This window comes from Sorangiineae bacterium MSr12523 (assembly GCA_037157775.1).
In the GTDB taxonomy this organism is placed as follows: domain Bacteria; phylum Myxococcota_A; class Polyangia; order Polyangiales; family Polyangiaceae; genus Pendulispora; species Pendulispora brunnea.
In genome coordinates this window covers 933,824-955,952 of sequence record CP089982.1, presented here as the reverse complement: position 1 = coordinate 955,952, position 22,129 = coordinate 933,824, and the positions used below count along the sequence as shown (strand labels likewise).

Genomic DNA, 22,129 nt, shown 5'->3' with positions numbered 1-22,129 from the left:
CTGAGCCTGAGCCTAGCCCGAACGCGAAATGCTGCGCCCGCGCTCAGGGCTAGGGTCAGGGCTACGGAGAGGGGTGCGCGCGGGAGGTGGGGCTCCCGCGCGCAGGAGGAGGCTTTAGCGAGACAGGCGAGTCAAGAGCGCGAGGAGCCGGCGCGCGATGACGACGCACTCGTCGGCGGCGTCTTGTTCGACGTCGCCTGCGAGCGCGCAGATCTCGACGGCGGCCACGGCCTCGACGGCCTCACCACGCGCAATGGCAAAGGCACGTGCCTTGTCCGCACGCGTGACGCGGCCAGCGCCTTCGGCGCTATTGAGGCACACACTCTTCGCGGCGCGTACGGCCTCATCGCGAAACTTGGCATCGCGAATATTGGCCCGCTTCACCGCGAGCAAAAACTCGACGGCAACCTGATAGGCCACGAGTGAATGATGTGGAAGTGCTGAGCGCGGGGTCATGTTTTGATCGGTCATGCCCCCCCCACGCGCAGGCCCCGTGACAGCGAAACACGTCCACGTGACGATGGCCGGAGCTGGCGCGGGGCGTGCGCGCAAAGCATGACCGATCAAAACATGACCCCGCGCTCACTGAGCGCATCGCATGGGGCTAGGGCTAGGCGTAGGGCTAGGCGTAGGGCTAGGCGTAGGGCTAGGCGTAGGGCTAGGCGTAGGGCTAGGCGTAGGGCTAGGCGTAGGGCTAGGCGTAGGGCTAGGCGTAGGGCTAGGCGTAGGGCTAGGCGTAGGGCTAGGCGTAGGCGTAGGGTCAGGCGTTGAGGCAGACTAAGCTCGCTCGACGATCAGACGCGCAATACCCCACGCCTACGCCTAGCCCCAGCCCCACGCCTAGCCCCAGCCCCACGCCTAGCCCTAGCCCTACGCCTACGCCTAGCCCTAGCCCTACGCCTACGCCTAGCCCCAGCCCCACGCCTAGCCCCTAACCCTACCCCGCCAATGACTTCAAATGCTCCCGCGTTTCGCGGGTGGCGTCGATGAGGCGGCCCTCCAGGACGAACGACCCGTCTTCCTGGCGCTTCGAGCCGTGGATCTTCACCCTCACCTTGCCGGCTTCGCCTACCAGGATATCGCCGTCGATGCGCGAGCCTGGGGGCGAGGGGATGCTCGAGCGCAGCATGATGGCGTCGCCCTCCACGCGGGTGACGCGGGCTTCGCCGCCCTTGATCCAACGGATGTGTGCGCTCATGCCGCGTTTCCTTTGCGGCCGCGGCCGATGGCGGCGCGGGCCTCGCGGTCGGCGGTTTTGCGCGCCATGTCCTGCCGCTTGTCGAGGCTCTTTTTGCCCTTGCCCAGGCCCAGTTCCACCTTCACGAAGCCATTTTTGAAGTACAGACGAATCGGCACCAAGGTGTAACCCTCGCGCTGGATGCGCTTGCCGATTTGCTCGATCTCGCGCGCGTGCAGGAGCACCTTGCGCGGGCGGCGCGGTTCGTGGGGGAAGGCGCTCGCTTGCTCGGTGGGCGCGATGGTGAGCTGCTTCAACCAGAGTTCGCCCCGGTCCACACTCGCGAAGGCATCGACCATTTCGACGCGGCCACTGCGCAACGACTTCACCTCGCCGCCGAGAAGTACGAGCCCGCCTTCGTAGTGGTCCTCGATGGAATAGTCGAAGAACACCTTCTTGTTCTTCACGATGAGCTTTTCGCCGTTGGTTTCGGCTTCTTTTTTCTTGGCCATGACGGGTCAACCACCATCGACGGGCGGCAGTTCGTCTCCCTCATAAGGCAAATGGACGTTGTTGTCGCGCTCATCGTGGTCGATGTCGAGGCGCGCTTCGACCTTGGCAAGGCGCTCGCGCAGCCGCTCGTTCTGCGAGGCGAGGGCGCGGATCATGTCGCTGATCGGGTCGGGCAGGTTCGCGTGGTCGAGCGCTGCGTCGAAGCGATGCCTCGCGGGCACGATGACCCGCGCGGGCACGCCCACCACCGTGGCATCGGCCGGAACGGGGCGGATGACCACGCTGCCCGAGCCAATGCGCGCGAAATCGCCAATCTCGATGGCGCCCAGGATGCACGCGTTCGACCCGACTACGACGTTCTTGCCCAAGGTGGGGTGGCGCTTCTCGTGCGTCAGCGTGGTCCCGCCCAGGACCACGCCTTTGTAGAGAAGACAGCCGTCGCCGACGACCGCCGTCTCGCCAATCACGATGCCCATTCCGTGATCGATGACCACCCGCCGGCCGATGCGCGCGCCCGGGTGAATCTCGATGCCCGTGACGAAGCGGTTGATATGGCTGATGGCGCGGCCGCCGAAGTAAAATCCTGAATCCCACAGATTGTGCGCCACCCGGTGGAACCACAAAGCGTGGAGCCCTGGATAGACGAGCAGGACCTCGAGCGCGGAGCGTGCGGCCGGATCGTTGTCGCAAACGGCCTGGACGTCTTCCCGAATGACGGAAAGCTTGCGCGGAAGGTCTTTCATCCAGCGAACGGCGCGACGCAGCATCGTGGGAAACATATAGGGCTTTGGCGGACGCTTCGCACGGGGGAAAAGGCAGCGATCTCTGGCAAAAGCCCGTACTAGAGTTTCGCCGCCCCATGAAAACACCGCCCTTCACCCTGCCCGCCCCGCGCCTGAAGAAGTGGACCCTTTCCAATACGCGCTCCGAAGGCAGCTTCCGCGTGTTCGACGTCTTGCATCACGACGTCACCGATGGCAACGGCGGGTCGCGGCGCGATGTCTACACGATGGCGTGCCCGGATTGGTGCAACGTCGTGGCCATCACGCCGGACGATCACGTCGTGCTCCTCTGGCAATACCGCTTCGGGAGCGATGAACTCGGGCTCGAAGTCCCCGGCGGCGTGATCGAGGCGGACGAAACGCCGCTGGAGGGTGCCCGCCGCGAGCTCCTCGAGGAAACCGGCTACACCGCGCGCGATTGGGCGTTGCTCACCACCGTGGAGCCCAACCCCGCGCTGTCGAACAACCGATGCCATATGTTCGTGGCGCGCGGGGCCGAGCTCACGCACCCCACGGCGTGGGACGAACAAGAGGAGTGCGAGGTCTCGCTTGCGCCGGTCTCGCACATCGCGCAGCTGCTCGACGAAGGAAAAATCACGCACTCCCTCGTGGTGGTCGCGCTCGAGCGCTTCCTGCGGTCACTGCGCTGAATTCAATGACGACTGTGGCGAGCCGGTGCGGTCTTGTCCGGCTCGATCTCGGTGTCGTCTTCCGAGGCCACCGCGAAGATGTCGCGCATGGCGTGCTGCAAAAAGATGCGATTGTCGCCGACGCCGAGCGGCAAGCTCGCACGCCGTAGCTCGAAGGCCAGCGCGCCGGCATGCGGAAAGCGGTTCGACGGCTCGACCTCCAGCGCGCGCGTCAGAATCGCCGCGATGGGCTCGTAAAGCCGGGGCGCGAGCACGTCCATATCCATGTCGCCGGCGCGCACGCGGGCAAAGGCATCCTGGTCGTTGATCGACGCCGGCCAGCGCGGGCCCACGAGCATCTCGCGCAGGATCATCCCCACGGCGAACACGTCGGAGCGCGCATCGGGGCGGCGGCCCTTCGCCACCTCCGGAGAGAGCGTCGCCGCTCGGCGCGCGAAGGAGCGGATGTTGCGCACCCCCGACGCGATGCGCGTGGCCTGCGCCACCCCGAAGTCGGTGATCTTCACTTCACCGTTCCATGAAATGAGAACGTCACGACCCGATGGCTCACCGTGAATCAAATTGAGGAGCGCGCCCTCCAGGGAGCGCGTGTCGCGCGCACCGGCGAGGCCTTCGGCGATCTCGGTGCCGATGAAAAGCGCGAGATCGGGCGGGATTTTCCGCCCGACGCGCGCGTACGCGTCGATGAAGGCCTCCAGCGAGCGACCTTCGATGAGCTCGCTGATGACCACGGGCGCATGCCCCTCCATCGTGACCTCGTAGACCGTGGCCACATTGGGGTGATTCACCTGCGCCGCCTGCTGCAAGGCCTCCAAAATGGCGGGCAGCACCTGCTCCTGCTCATCGTGCGCGACCGCATCGATGACCTTCACCGCCACGCGCCGGCGGATCCCGTGGGACGACTCCAAGATGCCTGAAAGAACAACCGAAGCGTTGCCCCGCCCAAGTCGCTCTCCGAGGTAAACCAGCCGATCGCCCGAGAGCGCAATCGTGGGCCGGCGCGGCGGATCGCTCTTCGCGTCGGCAGAAGCCTCGCCACCCCCGCTAGAAGAAGCGGAAGAGGCAAGCTTCGATTTGGCAGGGGGCGAATTCGACCAGGCCATGTCGTTCTTCGGTCGGAAGGGGGGCGCGGCGGTGGGAAGCGACGGAGGTCAGGAACGTGGAAAAGTTCGTGAAGGTCGTTTTCTCATGTGGGATGCAACGAGCGAACCGACGAACGTGCCTGTAGTGTCACATGGTCGTCACGCACAGCCGCTGTGTCCCATTCCACCCGGCCATGCGGAAACGGCACGAAAGGCTGTGTTTCCATAAGTTCCCCCGGGGCTTGACCCCGCACTCATCCGCGCATTCGCGACCTTGCGCGAGGTGGGCCCACGGTGCATCCGGATCCTTTATGATCCGGATTCGGTGATCCAGCGTGAAAGCGGCCACGTTTCGTCCCAGGGTTCATTTCTTCGTCTGCTGCAATCGTCGGGAAAATTCGCCTTTGGGCCCCGGCTGCAGCGCCAGGGGGGACGCCATCTACGCCGCGCTCAAACGGCGGGTGCAGCAAGACGGGCACATTCAATCGGTCTGGGTTACGCAAACTGGTTGCCTAGGCATCTGTCCGGCCAAAGGGGCCACCGTGGCCGTCTACCCGGAGCAAGCGATCGCGACCGAGGTGGAACCGGCCGACGTGGACGCGCTTTATGCGCTTTGCGTGAAAGCGGTCGGAAACGGTCGCGTCTGAGCCGCGTTCTTGGAAGAATTGGCCCATGCCCCCTTCGTTGACGCTTCACTTCGACGAGCTCGAGCTCTTGCTCAGCGAGATGGAGAACCTCCAGCGCAAGAAAGTGCTCGACCTCGCGCGCCGGCTCAAGCCCGGCATCGTGCTCGAAGATCTGCAAAATCCGCACGATTTTCCGGAGCTTCAGGACACGGACTGGCACTACGAGGACGGCGTTCTGACGGGCATCAAGAGCGTGCAAACGGCCATTTCCAGGCTGCGGAAGGAGCGGAGCGACGATGGCGAAAAAGCCTAAGGCGCCCGACGGGCCCTTCTCCGGGCTGCGCGAACTTCGCGACAAGATGGTGCAGGAGGAGAAGCAAGCGAAGGAGGAGAAGCAAAAGAAGGGTGCGCCCAAGGCCGCGCCGCGACCTGCTCCTTCGTCACCGTCTCGGGGCAAGTCGTCCGCCCATAGTGCCAATCCCGAAGAGGACGCGCTCGCGTTCCACCGGCTGGTCGCAGGGGTCACGCCGCTCGATCAGACCCGCGGTCGCGTCGCACGGGCGGCGCATGGTCGCGACGAACCAAAGCAGCCGCGCCCCGATCCGCGCGAGGCGATCCGTCAGGAGGTCGACGAGGTGCACGAGCACCTGCGCGCCCTGGTCGAAGGCGGAACGCGCTTCGAGGTGTCCGACGACGGCCGGCACGTGGAAGGACGGCGCATCGACGTGCCCGCCGATTGGGTGCGCCGCCTCCGGCGCGGTCTTCTGCCGATCGATGCGACCGTCGATTTGCACGGCCAGCGGGCCGGCGAAGCGAAAAGCACGCTGGAAGCATTTCTCCAAACGATGCGCGAACGCGGCGAGCGGTGCGTGCTCGTCGTACACGGCAAGGGCGAACATTCGCCGGGCGGGCTCGGCGTGTTGCGCGGCGAAATCGCCGCCTGGCTCTCACAGGGAAGCTCGAGCACACACGTCGCGGCCTTTGCCAGCGCCCACGAAGAGGATGGTGGCACGGGCGCCGTCTATGTTCTCCTACGCCGGTGAATTCTCATCTACGAAATGCGGCGCTTTTGGCGATCGGCGCCCTCGCAGGCTGCGCCGAAACCACGCCGGCCAACGTCGAACGCCCGACCGTGACCGAGCCGAGCTCGGACAACGACACCTTGTTGAGCTTCGACACGGCCCATTGGGGCGCGTTCCACTCGAAGCGCTTCGGGCTGACCTTGCCGGTACCCGAGCCCAAGAATTGGGCGGTGGACGATCATTCGCAACGCGACCTCATGGTGCGCCACGCGAAGACCCGCTCTTTCGTCCAAATGTACGCCACGACGGAACCGAGCCTGGTCAATCGACAGCGATGCGAGGAGCGCGCACGCGCATTGGGCATCGTACCGGCAACGGCCACCAAGTTCACGACGGTGGAGGACGAGCCGACGGTCGGTCCAGGCGCCTACGATACGCGTGTATGGGTGGCCATCGCGCCCGGCGCGACGGACAAAGATCCGATCGTCGGACACGTCTTCGCCTTTGGCGGATATGTGCGAAAATGCCTCTTTTTCCACTTCCAGACCGAGGTGGCCTCGGCCCGTGACGAATCGGCGCTTTCTGCGCGGCTCGCGCTGGTGCGGACCCGCGTGCTCGGCTCCGTTGCGCTGGACGATTTCGACAGTGTTCCGAAGGAGAACGTCCGAAACGTAAAGTAGTGTCTATGATGGGGGAAGTCGTGCACGCACCGCTCGATACCGACGTGGCCATCGAAACGCCCGAACACATCGTTTTTCGGCATCGGGTGGCGGGTCCAGCGCGGCGCGGCCTGGCGTATTTGATCGACGTCTTCGTTTGCTACTTCACGCTGTTCGTCGTCGGCATTGTCGTGCTCTTGGCGTCGGGCGCCGGGGACATCGTCGATCGCATGCAGCACGCACCGCAGACGACCACGGGCATGGGCGTCGGCTTGATGCTCGTGCTCCTTTTCGTCGTGCAGTGGGTCTATTTCGTCGTGTGGGAGACGTGGAAGGGCACGAGCCTCGGCAAGATGGCCCTCGGGCTGCGCGTGGTCACCACCACGGGGCGGCCCATCGGATTCGGCGGCGCCGCATTGCGGAACATCCTGCGCGGGGCGGACGTGCTGCCCATCGGCTACCTCGTGGGCGTCGTCAGCATGCTGCTCACCTCGCGGTTTCAGCGGCTCGGGGATCTGACGGCGAACACCATGGTCGTCATGGTCGATCGCGCGCGCGCCACCGCGCCGGTGCGACTCTGGCCGCCCGCGGAGCCGTACGAGCTGGCGAGCATCCCCGAGCGCGTGATGCTCGACGCCGAGGAGCGCACGGCCATCGAGCTTTTTCTGCGCCGCCGCGGCACGCTCGGTCCTGCGCGCGAGGAGGAGCTCGCGTCGATGATGATGGAGCCACTGGTCCGCCGGCACGGGATCCATCCGCCGCATCCTGGAGTTCATGGCGGCCCGCCACCGCCGAGGCCGTCGCGCCTTCTTGCGCTCCTCTACGAGCGCGCGGCGAATGCGGGACGCGGTGAGGCGCCGACTTCGTCGCGGCACGAGGCGGCGGGAGGGCGGCTTTCGTGGCGCTGACGTCGCACGTCACGGAGGCCGCGTTCATCGCACGGCGCAACCAAGATTGGGCCGAGCTCGAACGCCTCACCCAGCGCGCCGCGAACCAAGACGTGAGCGCGCTCGAGGTGCAGGAGGTCACGCGCATCTCCCCGCTCTACCGCGACATTTGCGCCGATCTGGCGCGTGCCCAGGCCGCCCGCTACAGCGCGCCGTTGGTCGATTACTTGCACGCGCTCACGGCGAGTGCGCACTCGGTGCTGTACGCCCTGCCGCCGCGCCCGCGCTTCACATTTTCGCTACGTGGCAAGAAAAGCGCGTTCCTCGCCTTCCCCCGCGCGGTGCGCGCCCATTGGCCGACCATGCTCTTGGCGGCGTTCCTCTTTTTCGGCCCATTCCTCTTCGGGGCCATCGCCTCCATCGCGGAGCCGAGCTTCGCCTTCCGCGTGGTGCCCGAGTCGCAACTTCGTCCGCTGGTCGACGGCTACGCCAAGGGATTCGCCACCGGGCGCCAAGCCGGTGAAGGCGCGATGATGGCGGGCTTCTACGTGAACAACAACGTGGGCATCGCCCTGCGGTGCTTTGCCACGGGCATCTTCGGCGGCCTCGGGTCCGCATTTTACTTGGTGCAGAACGGCCTCGCGATTGGTGCCATCCTTGGATACGTGGCCTCGCAAGGCGCCGGTGGCAATTTGCTTCTGTTCATCATCGGCCATAGCGCGTTCGAGCTCGGCGCCATCGTCATCGCCGGCGGCGCGGGCATGTCGCTCGGGTGGTCCATCATCGCGCCGGGCAACAAGACCAGGCTCGCCTCACTGCAATCGGCCGGGCGCGACGTCGCCGTCATCGTGAGCGGTGCGGCGGTGATGCTGCTCATCGCGGCCGCCATCGAGGCCTTCTGGTCGGCGTCGAGCATGCCGGCCGTCGTCAAAGTCATCTTCGGGGCCACCTGGCTCCTGGTCGTGCTCTCGTACATCTTCCTCGCGGGCCAGGACGAGCCTTGGGAGCGCACATGAGCGATCTCAACGTCCACGGCGCGCGCGTGGTGTTGCGGCAACGGCAATTCATCGACGTGGTCGACCTGGCGGTGCGCTTCGTCGCGCTTCATGGGCGGCCGTACGCGCGGCTTTCGCTGATCGTGCTGCTGCCGTCGTTCCTGGTCACGTGGGGCCTCGGCCAGGCCATCGACTGGGCATGGGGATGGCTCGCCGTGTTCGCGCTTCTGCCGCTGGCGGCCGCCCCCTTTACCGTGCTTGCATCGCGCCTGATGTTCACCGAGCAAGTGCGCCTGCGCGAGGTGCTCGCGGTCACCTTGCGCAGCGTGCCGCGGCTCGTGCTCGCGCGCACGCTGCAGACCTTGGCCGTGGGGGCAGCGCTCTTCATCTTGGTGTTGCCCGCGATATGGGCGCAAGCGCTCCTTCTGTTTCTTCCCGAGGTCATCCTGCTCGAGCAGAGCCGCTTTTTTCCGGCCATCTCGCGCGCCGGGCGCATTGCGCATGCTCAGGTGGGGAACGTGGTGCTGGCGGTGATTCTCCTCGCGCTGTTCGTGGGAGGCACGCCCTTCCTCGCCGATGCGGCGGGGCGCATGGTGCTCGACAACTTGCTCGAGGTGCGTCCGCCGGAGCCGCTCACCGTCGTCGGAGGAAGCGCGCTTTCGCTGTTCGGGCTCTGGGCGGCACTTCCTTTCGTCAGCACGATTCGCTTCCTCTTCTACATCGACCTGCGCACCCGCACCGAGGGTTGGGACATTCAGACGCGCTTTGCCGCACTCGCCGCGCGCTCGCAGCAGCAGGAGCAAGGAGTCTCCGCGTGAGGGTGCGCGCCGGGCTCGTGACATGCCTCGCCGTCCCCGTGTTCCTGATGGGCGTGCTCGGGGCGCCCGCCCAGGCAGGCCGGCCGCGTACGATGGGCTCCTCGGGCCTATTGGACCCTGCGCGCGCCGAAAAGGACGCGCCCAACGTCCTTCGCGAGAACAATGCATTCTGCAAGGAACCGAGCCGCCCTCTCTCGTTTCGTGCGCGCTCGCTCTGCACGGTGGCCGAGCGCATCCCGAATTGCGAGGGCTTCACGGCGGCTTGCGCGGCGGAGCAGCATCCCGTCACGCCGGAAAAGCAGCCCGAAGGCGACAGCGGCTTCCTCGATGCGCTGAAGAGGGTGCTCGGGCAGGTGGCCACCATCGTCATCTACCTCCTCATCGGCGCGGTGATGATCGCCATTCTCCTTCCGCTGCTGCGCGTGATCGTTCGTTCGCGGAAGGACAAGGCGCTCGCCGATCAGGCGGAGGGTCCCAAGGTCGCGGTGGGCATGGTTCCGCCCCCGCAGGCCGACCTGCTCCCGGAGGACGACGCCGAGGTCCTGCTTCGCCGCGCCGACGGGCACGCGCAACAAGGCAACCTCGAGGCGGCGCTGTTCACGTACTTGAACGCGTCGCTGCGTGCGCTGGACAAGCGGGGCGCCATTCGGATTGCGCGCCACCGCACCAACGGGGAGTACGTGCGCGCGTGCAGCGAAGCCGAGACGAAGGAGCCGCTCTATGCGATCGTGCGCGACGTCGATCGCGTGCAGTTCGGCGGCGCTCGACCGACGCCGGACATCGTGGCGCGCACGGCCTCGCGGGCAACGGCCATCGTGCGCACCGCCGCCGCGGTCGCATCGACGCTGATGCTCGCGGTGCTGGTCGGCGGCTGCAGCCTTCCGTCCCATGGCGGACGAGCAAGCGATCCGGCAGGCCAGGAAATCCTGGCCGATCTGCTGCAGTGGCAGGGGGTGACGGTAAGGCCGCTGGGCAGCTCGCTCGCCAGCGTGCCCCTTCCCGATCCGGAGCAGGCCGTGCCGCAGACGTACGCGATCCTCGTCGACACGGACCGCACGCCGCTCGAAACGACGACCGAGCTGCACTTGATGCGCTGGGTGCGCGGCGGCGGGTTTCTCGTGCTCGCGGGCGCGCCCGTTCGCTGGCCCGACGAGTTGGGCGCCGCCATGGAGACCTCCACGTCGTCCGACATCGAGGTGGAATCGCTGACCGACGACGGCACGACGCGCACCGATCGCGGGCGGCTCGTTCACCCGGCCGCCGTTCGCTTCAAGGAGGCGCTGCCGGTTCGCGTGCAGGTTGCACGCACCGGCGACGACAAGTGGTACGCCGCTTACCAATCGCTGGACCGCGGACGGATCCTCACCATCGCCAGCAGCGATTTCCTGATGAACGCGCAGCTCGCGCAGCCGGCGAACGCCGCGGCCATGGTGTCCATTCTGCGCCTTTTGGACCGCGCGGAGCTGCGGCTGGCGCTTCCGCAGGATGGGATTTCGCCGCCGTCGAATCCGATCACGGCGCTCGAGCGCTCGGGGCTCGGGCTGGCGCTGTACCACGCGCTCGCGGCGACGTTGGTGCTCTTCGTCGCCGTGGGGGTGCGCCTTTCGCGCGCGCGGCCGAATGCACCGCAGACGCGGCGCGCCTTCACGGAGCACATCGAGGCGACGGGCACGTTTTACCACCGCCGGCGCGCAGCGAGCCACGCCCTGGCCGCCTACGCGCGCTACGCCGAGGAGCGCGTGCGCCAACGGCTGCCGCGCGGCAATCACGACGTGGGCGCATGGCTCGGCCAGCGCTCCGGCGTGAGCGTGGAAGAGTGCACGCAAATCTGGCAGCGCGCCACGAGCGCCCAAACCGCCGCCATTCCGCAGGGCGACGAGCTTTTCGTGCTCAAGCGACTGAGCGCCATCGTATCTCTTGCGCTGCGACTGGACTAAACAAAGACGGAACGCGAATGGACGCCGAGCAATTTCGAACCACGTACGAGCGCATCAGGCAGCAGATGTCCAAGGTCATCGTCGGCCAGGAGGAGCTCGTCCACGGCGTGCTCGTGGCGACCCTCGCGCAAGGTCACGCCTTGGTGGAAGGCGCGCCCGGGCTGGGCAAGACGCTGGTCGCGCGCACCTTGGGGGTCGTCTCCAGCTGCATCTTCAAGCGCATTCAGTTCACGCCCGACTTGATGCCCAGCGACGTGACCGGCTCCTCGGTGTTCGACCGCACCACGGGCAGCTTCACCTTCGTGGCGGGCCCGATCTTCACGCAGCTGCTCCTTGCCGACGAGATCAACCGGGCGCCGGCGAAGACGCAGTCGGCGCTGCTCGAGGCCATGCAGGATCGGCAGGTCACTGTCGATGGGCATTCGCGGCCGCTGCCCCTGCCCTTCGTAGTGGTGGCCACGCAGAACCCGGTGGAGTCGCAAGGCACGTACCCGCTGCCGGAGGCGCAGCTCGATCGCTTCCTGGTGAAGCTCACGGTGCTCGATCCGCCGCGCGAGGTGGAGCAGAAGATCGTGCTCTTTCATGCGCGCGGTTTCGATCCGACGGATCTGTCGCGGCTGGAGCCGGCCACCTCGCCCGACGAGCTGCTGAAGATGCAGCGCTTCGCCGCGCAGGTGCGCGTGGACGAGGCCATCATCGCGTACATCGTCGATCTCGTGCGGCGTACCCGCGAGGATCGGGCCATCGAGCTGGGAGCATCACCGCGTGCATCGATTGCGCTTTTGAAGACGGCCCAAGTCATCGCCGCAAGCTCGGGGCGCGACTTCGTGACGCCCGACGACGTGAAGCCCATGGTCGCCCCCGTGCTGCGCCATCGCGTGATGCTCCACCCGGATGCGCAGCTTCAAGGCGTGACGGCGGACGACCGCATTCTGGACATCGTGCGCAGTGCACCCGTGCCGCGCGTCGGCTAGCCCGCGAGCGCCCGGTGGTCCCGACCCAACGATTCACCGCGCTGCTCTTTTTCATCGCCGTCGTGGCGTTGGTGGCGGGGTTCGTGTCGCAGGTTCGCCCGGCGCTCATCGCGCTGGACGTGCTCGCGGGGTTCGCGATGTTGCTCGATGCCGCGCTCGCGTTCGGGCGGCGGGTGCAGGCGGAGCGGCATGCGGCGGCTATTTTCTCGGTGGGGCGGGCCAACCCGGTGACCATCACGTTGCGCAATCGCAGCGGGCGCGCGTTGAGCGGCGTCCTGTCCGACGATCCACTGGACGACTGCGAGACGAAGGATCTGCCGGCGCGGTTTCTTTTGCCCGCGCACGCCGAGGTTCATCTTCGCTACGAGGTGCACCCCACGCGGCGAGGGCCGCGTGACTTTCGCGGGGTGACGGTGCGCTACACGTCCATTCTCGGCCTGGTGGCACGCCAGGAGCGCATCGAGCTGCCGGCGCACGTCGATATTTTCCCCGACGTGCACGCGGCGCGCTCGCTGGAGCTTTTGCGCCGCCAGGGGCGACAGGACGCGCGACTCGGTTCGCTGCGGGTGCGCGGCGGCGACACGGAGTTCGAGCGGCTTCGGCCCTACCAACGCGGCGACGAGGCGCGGCACATCGACTGGCGCGCGTTCGCCCGGCGCGACGATCCGACGGTGCGGCAGTACCAGGCGGAGTCGAACCAGAACGTCATGTTCGCGTTGGACGTCGGCCGCGGGATGCGCGGCACGTCGAAGGGCCTCAGCAGCGTCGACCACGCGCTCAATGCCGCGCTTCTCGCGGCCGATGTCGCGCTCCGAGGCGGCGACAAGGCCGGGATGATCGCCTTCGACGATGCGCCGCGCACGTTTTTGCCGCCCATGGGAGGCCGCGCAGGAGGCCGAAAGCTCACGCGCGCGACCTACGCACTGGAGGCGGGCTTCGCCGCGACGGATTACCACGCGGCCATCTCATTTCTGCAGACGCAGGTGCGGGCGCGTTCGCTGTTCATCATTTTCACGAACCTGCTCGACCCGCGTTCGGCCAAGGAGCTTGCCTCGGCGCTGCGAGGGCTCCTCCCGCGTCATCTGCCTCTCTGCGTGCTCATGCGCGATCGCGACGTGGAAGATCTCGCGACCGCACCCGCCGACACGGCGCACGATCTCTACGTGCGCGCGGCCGCCGCCGAGGCCCTCGCCTGGCGCGATGGCCTCATCCGCACCCTGCGAACCTCGGGGGTGCTCGTGCTCGACGTTTTTCCCGACGATGTCACCCCCGAGCTCGTGAAGGGCTACCTCGAAATCAAGGCCCGCCGCCTTCTCTAGGCTCTAGGTTTTGGGCGGCGTCTCGCGGGGGTAGGACTGCTCGAAGCGTGGGAGGCCGTCGTCGGGGACATCTTCCCAGGCGGCCTTGTCGGCGAAGAAGATGTGCACGGCCGGTTTGACCTCGGGCTCGTCGTCCAAGGTGCCCAAGGTCACGTCGATGACCTCGGGCGTCTTGTCGTCCTCGAAAAAGAGCGATGACCCGCAGCGCGAACAGAACGAGCGCCGCACGTGCTCGCTCGAGGCGTACGCGGTGATCGCGTCTGCGCCGGCCACGATGCGCAAGCGCTCGCGCTTCATGCTGGTGTACGTACCGCAGGCGGCGCCGTGGAATTTCCGGCACATGCTGCAGTGACAATGGGAGCTACGGCGAAGGGACCCGTCGATTTCGTACCGGACGGCGCGGCAAAGACAGCTTCCTAAGTGCATGGAAGCCATCCTACCGCGCCTTCGGTAGAAACTACTTCTGCGTCGGGCCGCGCTTGGCCAAGAGATCGGCGAAGGTGCCGAACTTGGCCTCGCGCTTTACCTGCTGCCGGTACTGCTGGTAGGCGCTGCGCTCGCTTTCTTCCTGCATCGCCCGGATCGACAGCTTGATCTCGGAGCGCTTCGGGTCCATCTCGATGACCTTGGCATCGAGCGTGTGACCCGGCGGGAAGGCCTTGCGCAAGTCGGTACCGCGCGGGGTACCCGTGCCGCCGGCCGGGATGAAGCCGCGGGCATGACGACCCGTGGCGCCCAGCACGCGCACCGTGAGGCCGCCGGTCTCGATGGAGACGACCTGCACTTTGACGACCTTGTGCAGCTGCACGCGCTGCGGAGTTTCCCCCGCCGCGTCGCCGGTCGGAGCCGGATGCAGACCGATGCGGTGCGAGCCCGGATCGAGCGAGGCCACCACCACTTCGATGGGATCGCCGACGTTCACCACCTCGCTCGGATGCTCGATGCGCTTGATCGCGAGATCGGCCGTGTGAATCAGGCCGTCGACCCCGGGCTCGAGCTCCACGAAGGCGCCGAAGGGCTGCAGGCGCACGACCTTGCCCGTGTGCTTCGTGCCGAAGGCGTACTTCTCGGCGACGGCGCCCCACGGATCGGGAATGGTCGCGCGGCGTGAGAGCCACACTTTGCCCTTTTCGTCGATGCGAAGGATCTTCACCTCGACCTGGGCGTTGACCTTGAAGACGTCCGACGGCGTGTCGCCTCGGTTGTGGCTCATCTCGGTCAGCGGCACCAAGCCTTCGACGCCGCCGATATCGATGAACGCACCGAATTGAACGACGCTGCGGACGGTACCGGTCACCGTCGTGCCGGGCTGGATCTTCGCGAGGGCAGCCTCGCGCGTGACCTTGGCCTCGGCCTCGAGCAGCGCGCGGCGTGAGAGCACCACGTCGCGACCGCGCTTGCCGTACTGCGTGACGAAGAAGGGCAAACGCCGTCCGACCAGCGGATGCAGATCCGCACCGAGACGCAGATCCATGTGCGAGCCCGGCGCGAAGGCGCGAACGCCGTCCACGTCGACCTCGACACCACCCTTGATGACGCCGGTGACGAGACCGAAAATCTCGGTCTTCTGCTTGAAGGCCGCCGCAACCTGCGGCTTGGCCTTGGAAGCGCGCTTCGGATGGTGCGTGAGCACCACGAGTCCTCCGCGGCCGCCGTCGTTGTGCACGACGCCCACGAACGGAGCACCCGCTTCGAGGACAACCCGCGGCAACTGCACGACGCCCGGCCCGGCCGGCTCGGCAGCGCCTTCCGCAGACGGCTGCTCGGATCCGGACTCGGAGGCTGCGGCCTCGTTGCCTTCGCCTTCGACGGCAGCCGGCGCTTCCGCGCCTTCTGTCGTCGGCGCGGCCTCGGCGGCCGGCGTTTCACCTTCCGGCGCAGCGCCCTCGGTGGGCGGCTCGCTCTTCGGGCGGGACTGAACGATGCGGCGATGGTTCGCCAGGTCCAGATCCGCGTGGTTTTCACCCCCGGCAACGTGGCCGTTGGTCAGCGCAGGCTCGGCGGCCTCGGCGCTTGCCTCGGCAACGGGAGCGCCCTCCGCGCTGGCCGGCTCGGTCGCAGCCTTCGCGGCGGCTTCCTTGGCGGCATGATTCGCGGCAGCGGCAGCCTCGGCGGCGTCGGGATCGCGACCGGAGATGATGGCCTCGGCGCGAGCTTCCGCACGGCGAGCCTCGTCTTCGATTTGATCCGCGACGTCCTCGGGCAGCAGCAGCTCGAGTTTGTCGAAGATGGCCCGGCCCTTCCCGGACAGATCGACGAAGATCGCGTCCTCGCCCACCTCGAGGATCTTGCCGAAGACGACGTCGCCCACGTTGAACGCAGGGCGCTCGCGCGCGTCTTTGGCAGGGCGATCCTTCTTCGGCTTCTTCTTCTTGTCCTTCTTGGACTTGTCGCCCGCCTTGGCCTCGGCGCCGCCCTCACCAGGCTTCGCCTCTTTGGCTTCCGCGGCCTCGCCACCTTCGGCGCTTGCCTGGAGCGCTGGCGTCTCGCCGGCTTGAGAGTCATCGGACTCCCCGTCGTCTGCGCCCTCCTCGTGGGCGCTGTCGGGACCCGCGCCGGCGCCGGCAGCTTGCGCGCCTGCGGCAGCACCGGGCTTCTTCCGACGACGGCGACGGCGCTTCTTCTTCTCGGGTGCCGCGCCGCCCTCAGGCGATGGGGTCCCTGCCGAAGCGCTCTCGCCCGAAGACGAAGCTTCGCCCGCGCTACCACTACCAGGAGCGGATACCTGCGAAGGATCCGCCTCGGAAGCGTTGCCGGGGGAGGTGGAAACAGACGGTGCATCGTTCGGCGAAGCCGATGACGATTCGATAGAAGGCGTACTCGCGTTCACTTTGGGTGCGCTCGAGATATCAGTTTGGGTCTTTCCCGTCGACGACGGGTCCGGCGAATCGATCGGGTTCACAGCGAAGCCTCTGTCCAGAAGGGCGAGCACCATAGCGCACGGACACGCATCGGCCTAGTACCGTCGGCGGTGATCATGCGACAATCGTGCGATTCGTACCGGCGCTCACACCTGAAAGCGTTTCGGCGCTCGTGCCGGAGCCCAATATCGGCTCCGCAGGCCTTACGCCGGGCGGCGCGATGAGGTCGGCGGCGAGCCCGTGGGCCGCCAACCGATTCTGATAATAAAAGAGCAAACGTGTATCCGCCAAGACGAGATCGCTTCCGCGTGGGGTGATGACTTCGTTCGCGTGGTATCCAGAAAAGGCCCGGAGCGCCTCGGCCAGGATAGCCTCACCTTTGGCCGCGCGCACCGTAGGTGCCAACACTATTTCGCCGCGATCGGCCATTTTTCGAACCTCCCCGAGAAGCCGTTCGATGTCATTCGCCATTTCCGCCCGCGGAACGACGACGTCATCGCTATGGCGCAGCAGAGCAAAGATGTCCGCCTTGCCGGAAGTCGAACGTAGCTTCTCGAATGCTACGGCGGCGACCAGATGCGTCGCCATCACGACCGTATCGCGCTTATAGGCCTCGCAAATGGCTTCGCCAAGCTCGCGCGTGTATTCGGCGTCCCGCGCCACGTCGTGCACGGGCCGGTCTTTCGCATCGTAGACGTACGTTTTCGCGTCTACGACGCGGCCGCGTGCGTCGTGGCTGCGTCCCAGCTCATCCACGGTATTTCCAAAACAGTCCATTGGGCGGGAAAATCGAATGACGCAGCTCGCATCCATTTTGAGCAGCTTCTGCATGAACGCCGCAATGCGGCCAAACCGCGTCGATTCGTCGTCGTCGATGATGTAGCGCGATTTTCCTTCTTCCTGAAGGAAGTCGTCGATGAGCGTCTCCGCCTCGAGCGTAAGCAAGTAATTGATGGTCGCTGGCACGAAAAAAACCGGCTGAAGCCTGCCCCGCTCGGCCGAGCGCGCAAAGGCCTCGATGCCCGTTCCGGCGAGGCCGAGCTTTAGTTTTCGCTCCACGCCACCCGAACGCGAGCGGGTGCCGCCCGGAAAGAAAAGACTGTGGTAGCCCCGCTCGAGGAGCACGCAGGAGTACGTCTTGAGCACGTCTTTGTAGAGCGAGTGCTTTAGCCGTCGGTCGACGCGGTAAGCACCGAGATTTTGCATGAAGAAGCTGAGCACCGGATTGGTGAACAGATTTTTTCCCGCACCATAGGTCGCCGGCGGAAGCTGCGAGCGCTCCAACGCAAAGCCGAACACCACCGAATCGAGGTTCGACAGGTGCGTGGGGACGTAGACCAAGGTTCCTATCGAGGAGAGCGCGCGAATGTGCGCGACGGGGCCCTCGACGAGAATGCGCCCATCCAGCGCGCTCATATCGCCGATGTGGGCCAATTGGCGAAGCGTGTGCCGCGGCTTGAGCATGGCACCGAGCACGGGCACCGTCGCGCGTGAGACGACCTTGTACACGCGCGGATCGAAATTGCCCGCGACGTCCCACGCATAGCGCCGCGCGAGCTCCTCGAGCCGCACGTGCTGCTGATCCTGCGTCCAACGCCCCAACGATCTGGCCAGCGCGCGCCACTCCACGAGCTCGTCCCCGCCATTGACGCTCAGGCGACGGATCTCGTGGTAAGCCGCGTCGTTGAGCAGAAAAAGCGGATCTTTCGCGGAATCGCACACACGCTTCACCACCTCGTCGACGATGGTCGACCGCGCGGCGTTGAACCCCATCAGCGGCGTCTGCATGGGTGCAACTCTAGCGTCAATATGGAGACGCTCGCCGCAGTTTCTCTGGAAGAGAATTGAACAGGGAGACGGGGAGGCGGGGAGGGGTTCCGGCGTGAGGCGGCGCGGAACGCTTTTTTTGGGGTTTCCAGTTCGCTCAAGGAGCCGATTGGAAACCCAAAAAACTCCTCGTCTCCTCGTCTCCCCGCCTCCCTGTGAATTCTTCTTCCTAGACTAGGTGAGTCGTTCCTGCCCCGCCATCGGGACAGCGGCCAAGGCTTCTTGCACCTCGGCTACAATCATGGCGGTGAGTTTCGCGTACAGCGCATCGCCTTCTTCGGCGGTGGCCTCCTGAGGCGCCCCGGTGTACGCGCGGTCGATGCCCATTTCGGCAAAGGACGATTTTCCCGCGCGAATGCCGTCGGCCAAGCTAATCGGAACCTTCGGCAGGGCCTGGGCCGCGGGTCGAACGGACGCGGGGTCCGCGGCCAGGACCAGCGACGTCTCGTAACGCCCCGCGTGGCAATCGCCGCGCTTGAACTCGTCCGAGAGGGTGCGGGCCCAGCGACGGGTCAGCGGACACGCCACCGACGCGCGACCTTGCGGCAGCGCAACGATGGCCGCACGCACGGCCGCATCGTGCGCGGGCTCGAGATGGTTGTTCACGAGGCAGACGTGCGAAAAGCCCTCGGCGAGGATGGCCCGGGCGATGGCCTCGAGGTACGCCGTGAGCACCGGCGCGGGAATGGAGAGGGCCCCTGCGAAGCCGTGCGCGTAATCGGTCACGCCGTACGAGACGGGCGGCGCCACGTACGTCGCAACGCCTTCGCGACGCAGGGCCTCGGCCGCGCGAAGGGCGGCTTCCTCGCTGATCACCGTGTCGGTGGCCAACGGCAGGTGCGGACCATGCGGCTCGACACTGCCTACGGGAACCAGGACGCACGTGGGCGGGCGGGACGTGATGGCCGCCACGTCCTCGGTCGTGAGATCGGCGAGGCGCACGCTCATGGGGCTCGCTTCGCCGCCTCGAGTGCGCGCAGCGCTTTGCGATCGACCTTGCCGCGGTCATTCTTGGGGACGTCCGAGACGAACTCGATGAGGCGCGGATATTTGTGCTTCGAAAGCCGCCCCTTGGCAAAGTTCTGAAGCTCGTCGGCCAGCGCCTTGGAAGGCTGCGTGCCTTCGCGGACGATGACGAAGGCCTTCGTCTTGAGGAGCCCTTCTTCTTCGACGCCGATGACCGCGGCCAACGCGACGGCGGGGTGGTGCATGAGGCAATCTTCCACCTCGATGGGCGAGACCCAAAGACCGCTCACCTTGAGCAGCTCGTCGGCGCGCCCCGCGAAGTACAGGTAGCCCTGCTCGTCGATGCGAAAGAGATCGCCCGTGCGGCACCAATGGCCGTGGAACGTGCGGAAGCTTTTGTCGCGGTCCAGGAAGTAACCGTGGGCGACGCTGTCGCCTTTGACCCAGAGAACACCGATTTCACCGGGCGCGCATGGCGTGGCGCCGGGGCCCTCGGCCTCCTCGGGCAGGATGCGCAGCTCGTAGCCGTCGACGACCTTGCCGAGCGAGCCCGGTTTGATGTCGCCGGGGCGGTTCGATGCGTAGATGTGGAACATCTCGGCGGAGCCGATGCCGTCGTAGACGTCGCTGGAGAATCGCTCGAGCCAGCGCGTGAGGAGCGCCTCGGGGAGGGCTTCGCCCGCGGAGAGCGAGAAGCGGATGCTGCTCAAGTCGAGGCCGGGCTTGCCGTCTTTGCGAAGGGTGTTGTCGTACTCGAGCAGCTTGCCCAGCATGGTGGGCACGTTGGTGACGACGGTGGGGCGGTACATCTCGATGGCACGCACCAGGCTTTCCGGCGTGGGCCGCTCGCTGAAGAGGCCCACGGTGGCCCCAACGGCAAAGGGGAACATGAGGTTCGTACCGGTGGCGTATCCGAAGTAGAGACGCGAGACGCTCACCGTCACGTCGTCGCGCCGGTAGCCCACGGTCCCTTTGGCGTACACCTCGGTGTTGTACGCAAAGTCGCGGTGCGAGTGCATGTTCGCCTTGGGCTCCCCCGTCGAGCCGCTGGTGAAGAGCCAAATCGCCGCCTCGTCCCGCGCCACCACGGGAGCATCCGCGCGAATGCGCACCTCGTCGAGGCACTCCGCCAAGTCGACGAAAATAGGCCCGGCGGCCCTCGGCAGGGGCGTCTCCGGATCCTCGCCCGTCGCCGCATCCGGCACCACGAAGACGCGCCGCACCTCGTTGACCGTGAGCCCGCGAATCTTCTCCGCCACCTGCGGCACGGTCACCACCGCGGTCGCGCGCGTGTACTCGATCAAGTACGCGATCTGCTCGAACGGCGAATCCGGGTTGGCCATCGCCACGACGCAACCCGCGCGCAGCACGCCGAAGAACACCCATGCGAAGGGCGGCACGTCCGGCAGCACGATGAGCACGCGCTCGCCGCGGCGGATGTCCGCTTCGATGAGCGCCGAGGCCATCTGCTTCGTCCGCTCGGCCACGCGCCCGTACGTGTACGCGCGATCGCCGAAGCGAAGCGCCACCTTGTCGCCCAGGCCCTCCTTCAGCCGATCGAACAGGTAGTAGTCCGCCAGGTTGAAGATCTTCGGAAACGTCGGCCTGTCGTTCATGTCGAACCCCTCAAGAGAGCGTCGCCCGCACGGTTGGGCTCATCGGACCATGATTGCCCGCCAAGTCGTACGGACGTATCGCGTAACGGTACACTTGGCCGCCGAGCACGCGTGCATCTTCGTAGCGCGTCGAGCTTCCCCGCACGCTGGCGTGGTGCAGCAAGAGTCCGTCACCCTCCGCGCGCATCACTTGGTAGCCATAGATGGCCTCGTTGTCCGTGGCTGATTTCCAGCGGAGGAGCACCCGCCCATCTTTGCATTCCGCACGCAATTCGGGTCCCGTCTGCGGCCACACCGGCGCGATGACATCATGACTCTCCGGCGCGCGCCCGAGCGCCTTCGGCCAAAGTGTGCACGTCACCTTGCGGAAGTTTTCGTCCAGCGCCTTGCAGACGTTGCCGTAAACACAACGCACCACCGTATCTTCGCGCCCTTCGCGCCACTTGCGTGGCAGGTCCGGATCGGCCAGCAGCGCGCGCGCCATGCCCACGAGGTCGCCCTTTTCGTGCGCCACGACCTTTTCGGCGAGTTCGCGCGTCGGGATCTTTCCCACGGCGACGACGGGGGTGGAGAAGCCCGCCGAGCGCACGGCCGCGCGCACGGCCTCCGCGATGTAAAGGTTGGCGCCGTCCGGGTACTGATTGCCCGGCATGCACCGATCGCCGGAGTAGCCCGTGTACGGGTAGAGCGGCTCGCCCGGAATGGGCCGCGCGTCCTCGAATTTGCCGCCCGCCGAGAGCGAGAGGTAATCGGCACCGGCGCCCGCGAGGCGCACGGCAATCGGGCCCGCATCGAGCACCGTGTAGCCGTTCCGGATGCACTCCTCGCCGAGAAAGCGCACGCCCACGGGAAAGTCGTTGCCCACCAGGCTGCGCACGCGCTCGAGCACGCGGACGGGCAGCCGCAGGCGATTCTCCAAGGTGCCGCCGTACTGGTCCTTGCGCGGGTTCACGCGCGAAAGGAACGACGACAGGGTGTACGCGTGCGCCATGTGCAGCTCGACCCCATCGAAGCCGCACTTGCGCGCGCGCACGGCCGCCATGCCGTAGGCCTCCACGATGTCGTCGATCTCCTGGAGGGAGAGCATGTCCACCGTTTGACGCCAGCCCGAGCGCGAGATCTTCAGGAAATGGATGATCTGGGGGACGATCTTGCTCGGTCCTGCGTCGTGGCACAATCGAGCGAGCTCGGTGAGGCCGGGGGTGAACTCGTCCGAGCCAATGCGAAGCAGCGGACCGCTCTTGGCCGTGTGCACCGCCATGGCCTCCACCACGATGAGGCCCACCTCACCTTTGGCGAAGCGCGCGTAGCGCGTTTTGATGTCCGCGTTGACGACGCCGTCCTCGCCCGAGAGGCGCGTCACCATCGCCGGAAGCACCAGGCGATTGGGCAGTAGCATCGAGCGAATGGGAAAGGGT

General features: G+C 66.5%; 22 protein-coding genes. 11 read left to right on the top strand and 11 right to left on the bottom strand.

What is annotated here, in order from left to right; genetic code table 11:
• Window positions 1-114 precede the first annotated feature (114 nt).
• The 4 genes from LZC95_04080 to cysE all read right to left on the bottom strand — a co-directional run bounded on the left by LZC95_04080 (window position 115) and on the right by cysE (window position 2,457).
• On the bottom strand, window positions 115-471 hold the full coding sequence (locus LZC95_04080) for a four helix bundle protein (GenBank protein ID WXA96016.1): 357 nt from the start codon (window positions 469-471) through the stop codon (window positions 115-117).
• Between the two features lie 466 nt (window positions 472-937).
• The gene (locus tag LZC95_04075) at window positions 938-1,198 is read right to left on the bottom strand and encodes a hypothetical protein (GenBank protein ID WXA96015.1); all 261 of its coding nucleotides are present in this window, start codon (window positions 1,196-1,198) and stop codon (window positions 938-940) included.
• On the bottom strand, window positions 1,195-1,689 hold the full coding sequence (smpB, locus tag LZC95_04070; GenBank protein WXA96014.1) for an SsrA-binding protein SmpB: 495 nt from the start codon (window positions 1,687-1,689) through the stop codon (window positions 1,195-1,197). The genes LZC95_04075 and smpB overlap by 4 nt, the downstream gene beginning before the upstream one ends.
• 6 nt (window positions 1,690-1,695) lie before the next feature.
• The gene (cysE, locus tag LZC95_04065; GenBank protein WXA96013.1) at window positions 1,696-2,457 is read right to left on the bottom strand and encodes a serine O-acetyltransferase; all 762 of its coding nucleotides are present in this window, start codon (window positions 2,455-2,457) and stop codon (window positions 1,696-1,698) included.
• A gap of 92 nt (window positions 2,458-2,549) precedes the next feature.
• Here cysE and LZC95_04060 point away from each other — a divergent pair, with 92 nt between their 5' ends.
• Complete coding sequence (locus LZC95_04060; GenBank protein ID WXA96012.1) at window positions 2,550-3,122, top strand: NUDIX hydrolase; 573 nt, start codon at window positions 2,550-2,552, stop codon at window positions 3,120-3,122.
• Between the two features lie 2 nt (window positions 3,123-3,124).
• On the opposite strand, the gene LZC95_04055 is transcribed toward LZC95_04060, so the two are convergent.
• Complete coding sequence (locus LZC95_04055; protein ID WXA96011.1) at window positions 3,125-4,225, bottom strand: serine/threonine protein kinase; 1,101 nt, start codon at window positions 4,223-4,225, stop codon at window positions 3,125-3,127.
• A gap of 314 nt (window positions 4,226-4,539) precedes the next feature.
• Here LZC95_04055 and LZC95_04050 point away from each other — a divergent pair, with 314 nt between their 5' ends.
• The 10 genes from LZC95_04050 to LZC95_04005 are packed head-to-tail and all read left to right on the top strand — an operon-like array spanning window position 4,540 to window position 13,441.
• Window positions 4,540-4,851 (top strand): (2Fe-2S) ferredoxin domain-containing protein, encoded by a 312-nt coding sequence (locus LZC95_04050; protein ID WXA96010.1) that lies wholly within the window; start codon window positions 4,540-4,542, stop codon window positions 4,849-4,851.
• A gap of 25 nt (window positions 4,852-4,876) precedes the next feature.
• The gene (locus LZC95_04045; protein WXA96009.1) at window positions 4,877-5,143 is read left to right on the top strand and encodes a hypothetical protein; all 267 of its coding nucleotides are present in this window, start codon (window positions 4,877-4,879) and stop codon (window positions 5,141-5,143) included.
• The gene (locus LZC95_04040) at window positions 5,127-5,873 is read left to right on the top strand and encodes a Smr/MutS family protein (protein WXA96008.1); all 747 of its coding nucleotides are present in this window, start codon (window positions 5,127-5,129) and stop codon (window positions 5,871-5,873) included. The genes LZC95_04045 and LZC95_04040 overlap by 17 nt, the downstream gene beginning before the upstream one ends.
• Window positions 5,870-6,532, top strand: coding sequence for a hypothetical protein (locus tag LZC95_04035; GenBank protein ID WXA96007.1), 663 nt, complete (start codon window positions 5,870-5,872; stop codon window positions 6,530-6,532). Before LZC95_04040 ends, LZC95_04035 begins: the two co-directional genes overlap by 4 nt.
• A 5-nt stretch (window positions 6,533-6,537) precedes the next feature.
• A complete protein-coding gene (locus tag LZC95_04030) occupies window positions 6,538-7,419 on the top strand; it encodes an RDD family protein (protein WXA96006.1) in 882 nt (293 codons plus the stop codon).
• A complete protein-coding gene (locus LZC95_04025) occupies window positions 7,410-8,414 on the top strand; it encodes a stage II sporulation protein M (protein ID WXA96005.1) in 1,005 nt (334 codons plus the stop codon). Before LZC95_04030 ends, LZC95_04025 begins: the two co-directional genes overlap by 10 nt.
• Complete coding sequence (locus LZC95_04020) at window positions 8,411-9,211, top strand: hypothetical protein (GenBank protein ID WXA96004.1); 801 nt, start codon at window positions 8,411-8,413, stop codon at window positions 9,209-9,211. Before LZC95_04025 ends, LZC95_04020 begins: the two co-directional genes overlap by 4 nt.
• The gene (locus LZC95_04015) at window positions 9,208-11,148 is read left to right on the top strand and encodes a hypothetical protein (GenBank protein ID WXA96003.1); all 1,941 of its coding nucleotides are present in this window, start codon (window positions 9,208-9,210) and stop codon (window positions 11,146-11,148) included. Before LZC95_04020 ends, LZC95_04015 begins: the two co-directional genes overlap by 4 nt.
• A 17-nt stretch (window positions 11,149-11,165) precedes the next feature.
• A complete protein-coding gene (locus LZC95_04010) occupies window positions 11,166-12,122 on the top strand; it encodes a MoxR family ATPase (GenBank protein ID WXA96002.1) in 957 nt (318 codons plus the stop codon).
• Between the two features lie 14 nt (window positions 12,123-12,136).
• On the top strand, window positions 12,137-13,441 hold the full coding sequence (locus tag LZC95_04005; protein ID WXA96001.1) for a DUF58 domain-containing protein: 1,305 nt from the start codon (window positions 12,137-12,139) through the stop codon (window positions 13,439-13,441).
• Between the two features lie 3 nt (window positions 13,442-13,444).
• Here the strand turns inward: LZC95_04005 and LZC95_04000 are convergent, their stop codons facing one another.
• The 6 genes from LZC95_04000 to LZC95_03975 all read right to left on the bottom strand — a co-directional run bounded on the left by LZC95_04000 (window position 13,445) and on the right by LZC95_03975 (window position 22,110).
• On the bottom strand, window positions 13,445-13,738 hold the full coding sequence (locus LZC95_04000; GenBank protein ID WXA96000.1) for a GFA family protein: 294 nt from the start codon (window positions 13,736-13,738) through the stop codon (window positions 13,445-13,447).
• Between the two features lie 160 nt (window positions 13,739-13,898).
• The gene (locus LZC95_03995) at window positions 13,899-16,343 is read right to left on the bottom strand and encodes a S1 RNA-binding domain-containing protein (GenBank protein ID WXA95999.1); all 2,445 of its coding nucleotides are present in this window, start codon (window positions 16,341-16,343) and stop codon (window positions 13,899-13,901) included.
• 73 nt (window positions 16,344-16,416) lie between these two features.
• A complete protein-coding gene (locus tag LZC95_03990; protein WXA95998.1) occupies window positions 16,417-18,090 on the bottom strand; it encodes a 1-acyl-sn-glycerol-3-phosphate acyltransferase in 1,674 nt (557 codons plus the stop codon).
• A 213-nt stretch (window positions 18,091-18,303) separates the two neighbouring features.
• Window positions 18,304-19,077: a creatininase family protein gene (locus LZC95_03985; GenBank protein WXA95997.1), complete on the bottom strand. Its 774-nt coding sequence runs from the start codon at window positions 19,075-19,077 to the stop codon at window positions 18,304-18,306.
• Entirely contained in the window at window positions 19,074-20,711 is a 1,638-nt protein-coding gene (locus LZC95_03980) for a benzoate-CoA ligase family protein (protein ID WXA95996.1), read from the bottom strand. Before LZC95_03980 ends, LZC95_03985 begins: the two co-directional genes overlap by 4 nt.
• Window positions 20,712-20,721: 10 nt before the next feature.
• Entirely contained in the window at window positions 20,722-22,110 is a 1,389-nt protein-coding gene (locus tag LZC95_03975; protein WXA95995.1) for an NADH:flavin oxidoreductase, read from the bottom strand.
• Window positions 22,111-22,129 lie beyond the last annotated feature (19 nt).

Coding starts and splice junctions, on each gene's coding strand:
- LZC95_04080 (WXA96016.1), bottom strand. CDS start 471: ATGACCGATCAAAACATGACCCCGCGCTCAGCACTTCCACATCATTCA.
- LZC95_04075 (WXA96015.1), bottom strand. CDS start 1,198: ATGAGCGCACACATCCGTTGGATCAAGGGCGGCGAAGCCCGCGTCACC.
- LZC95_04010 (WXA96002.1), top strand. CDS start 11,166: ATGGACGCCGAGCAATTTCGAACCACGTACGAGCGCATCAGGCAGCAG.
- LZC95_03990 (WXA95998.1), bottom strand. CDS start 18,090: ATGCAGACGCCGCTGATGGGGTTCAACGCCGCGCGGTCGACCATCGTC.
- LZC95_04030 (WXA96006.1), top strand. CDS start 6,538: ATGATGGGGGAAGTCGTGCACGCACCGCTCGATACCGACGTGGCCATC.
- LZC95_03975 (WXA95995.1), bottom strand. CDS start 22,110: ATGCTACTGCCCAATCGCCTGGTGCTTCCGGCGATGGTGACGCGCCTC.
- smpB (WXA96014.1), bottom strand. CDS start 1,689: ATGGCCAAGAAAAAAGAAGCCGAAACCAACGGCGAAAAGCTCATCGTG.
- LZC95_04040 (WXA96008.1), top strand. CDS start 5,127: ATGGCGAAAAAGCCTAAGGCGCCCGACGGGCCCTTCTCCGGGCTGCGC.
- LZC95_04000 (WXA96000.1), bottom strand. CDS start 13,738: ATGAAGCGCGAGCGCTTGCGCATCGTGGCCGGCGCAGACGCGATCACC.
- LZC95_04055 (WXA96011.1), bottom strand. CDS start 4,225: ATGGCCTGGTCGAATTCGCCCCCTGCCAAATCGAAGCTTGCCTCTTCC.
- LZC95_04045 (WXA96009.1), top strand. CDS start 4,877: ATGCCCCCTTCGTTGACGCTTCACTTCGACGAGCTCGAGCTCTTGCTC.
- LZC95_04020 (WXA96004.1), top strand. CDS start 8,411: ATGAGCGATCTCAACGTCCACGGCGCGCGCGTGGTGTTGCGGCAACGG.
- LZC95_03980 (WXA95996.1), bottom strand. CDS start 20,711: ATGAACGACAGGCCGACGTTTCCGAAGATCTTCAACCTGGCGGACTAC.
- LZC95_04060 (WXA96012.1), top strand. CDS start 2,550: ATGAAAACACCGCCCTTCACCCTGCCCGCCCCGCGCCTGAAGAAGTGG.
- LZC95_03985 (WXA95997.1), bottom strand. CDS start 19,077: ATGAGCGTGCGCCTCGCCGATCTCACGACCGAGGACGTGGCGGCCATC.
- cysE (WXA96013.1), bottom strand. CDS start 2,457: ATGCTGCGTCGCGCCGTTCGCTGGATGAAAGACCTTCCGCGCAAGCTT.